Origin of the sequence: Chrysanthemum yellows phytoplasma (assembly GCF_000803325.1) — a bacterium.
GTDB classification, from domain to species: domain Bacteria; phylum Bacillota_I; class Bacilli_A; order Acholeplasmatales; family Acholeplasmataceae; genus Phytoplasma; species Phytoplasma asteris.
In genome coordinates this window covers 1-1,607 of the sequence record NZ_JSWH01000046.1, presented here as the reverse complement: position 1 = coordinate 1,607, position 1,607 = coordinate 1, and the positions used below count along the sequence as shown (strand labels likewise).

The 1,607-nt window shown below is 26.4% G+C and carries 2 protein-coding genes; both read right to left on the bottom strand.

The annotated features are described in order from the left end of the window. Positions 1-670, bottom strand: a 670-nt coding sequence (locus OL66_RS00730; protein WP_034172071.1) for a hypothetical protein, incomplete at its 3' end; no start/stop codon positions are given. Positions 671-852: 182 nt separating this feature from the next. Further along, entirely contained in the window at positions 853-1,512 is a 660-nt protein-coding gene (locus OL66_RS03590) for a hypothetical protein (protein WP_052177928.1), read from the bottom strand. Between the last annotated feature and the right edge of the window lie 95 nt (positions 1,513-1,607).

The following is a 1,607-nucleotide window of genomic DNA, read 5'->3' as shown; positions in this document are numbered from 1 at the left end:
ATACAAATGTTTCAAAAAAAGCTTTTACTAATCCTTTGTCTTCTTCATCATCAAAATTTTCTAAAACTTGTTCTTTAACATACTCTTTTACTAATTGTAAAACTAATTTTTTAGCTGATTTTGGGAGTTTTTCTTTTGTGTTTAGTTCTTCAACTTGATCTTTAAATACTTTTTTGTCTCTGTCGTCTTGCAATAATAATTCATTAGTTGTATTTGAAAGTAATTTTTTAACTGCTTCGCTAAATTTCTCTGTCATTTCATCTGTATCAAGTTCTTCTTTTTGTACTTTTTTAACTTCAAAGGTTGCCTCTTTAACTAATTCTTTAACTGTTTTTGGAAGTTTTTCTGATGAATTTACTTTTCTCTTAAATGGAGATAAATTTTCTTTAACTTTTTCTTGATCTTCTTTATTAAAGAATTTATTAACTTCTTCATCAAGTAATTTAACAACTAAATCTGTGTCTTTTGGTTTGCCTTTTTCAGATGCTTTAGTATGATAATTTTCTACTTCATCCAAAACAAATAAAGTTGCTTTTTCCTTAAATAATTTTTTAACTGGGGCTACAACTAAATTATTAACTTCTTCATCCAATAATACTTTTACTGTTTCTTGTAATGCTTCTTGTAATCCATTTTCTTGAAGTTTAGTCTGAAATTTTTCATCAGCCATTAATTTATTTACTACTTTTACAACATCTTCTTCTTGAACTAATTTATAAGCTTCTAATTTATAATTTTGTAATTCATTTTCGGCTGCATGGTCTTCTTCGGGAACTGGAACTGTTGAAAAACTTACTGCTTCTCCGTTTTCATATGTCCATTTAACATCAAAAGTACATTCTTTACTATTAGCTACAAATTGCCAATTAACGGAACCATCGCATTAAAATATTTTTTTCTTTTAGGTAATTTATCTTTATTATATTCACAATCATAAGTATTTTTATGAGCCCAATCAACTTTTAATTGATCATCTTCTAATGTGTAATGTCTTTTTCTGTTGAAATCTCCATCATCAAATCCTTCTTGATCGTAAAAATAATGGCAAGTTGATTCATTTTGATAATCAACTTTCTTGTCTGCTTCTGAAGTACTTTCAGGTGCAAAATATAGTTCTTTTGTTTGATTGTTATTTTCATAAAAAGCTGCGTCCCAAGTATCTTCATGACCCCACAAAAGATTGTTTTGTGCATCATAAGCTCTACTTGTAAGCAAAAGTAAATTATTTGGTGTTTCAGTTGCAGTTTTTACAAATTTAACATCACCGTCCCATTTAGTTAAAGTGTGATCAGGGGTATTAAATACTGGACCCCACATTACTTCTTGATTTTCTTTTCTTGTTTTTACTTCATCTTCTAAATATGGGTCTTCTGGATCAAATTCTAAAGCCTTCACTTGTGTAGCTAAATTAAAAAAATGTATAAAAAAGAGAGTTGAAAAAACTAATAAAAAATAAAATTTAGATAATTTTAAATTATTAAATGATTTAGATTGTTTGCTTGAATTATTCATTTGCAATTTTTTTCTCCTATCATATTATTTTTTTTGCTAATGATTATCTTTTTTTTGTTATTAAATATTATTATTAATGTTGTTAAAATTATTAT

What these genes read in the sequence shown, in the direction of transcription:
- OL66_RS03590 (WP_052177928.1), bottom strand. Translation starts at nt 1,512, where the DNA reads ATGAATAATTCAAGCAAACAATCTAAATCATTTAATAATTTAAAATTA.